At 67.8% G+C, this 273-nt stretch carries 1 protein-coding gene; it reads left to right on the forward strand.

The genetic code is table 11. From position 1 onward, the window contains the following. On the forward strand, positions 1-273 hold a 273-nt coding region (locus tag J3B89_RS21110; protein ID WP_215768322.1), incomplete at both ends, for an efflux RND transporter permease subunit.

The following is a 273-nucleotide window of genomic DNA, read 5'->3' on the forward strand; positions in this document are numbered from 1 at the left end:
TCGCCAGCACGCAGACCAACCCCGACGGCTCGCCCCGGATGGTGCCGCTGCGCCAGATCGCCGAGCTGGTACCGACCACCGGCGCCAACCAGATCAGCCGCCGCGACCTGAACCGCGAGGTCGAGCTGACGGCCAATACGGCCGGACGGTCGCAGGGCGAAGTCGCGCGCGACATCAAGCAGGCGCTCGACGGCATGACATGGCCGGTCGGCTACAAGTACCGCTTCGGCGGGTCGACCAAGTCGATGAACGAATCGTTCGGCTATGCGGTGT

Origin of the sequence: Rheinheimera oceanensis, assembly GCF_018831085.1 — a bacterium.
Classification (GTDB): domain Bacteria; phylum Pseudomonadota; class Gammaproteobacteria; order Enterobacterales; family Alteromonadaceae; genus Alishewanella; species Alishewanella oceanensis.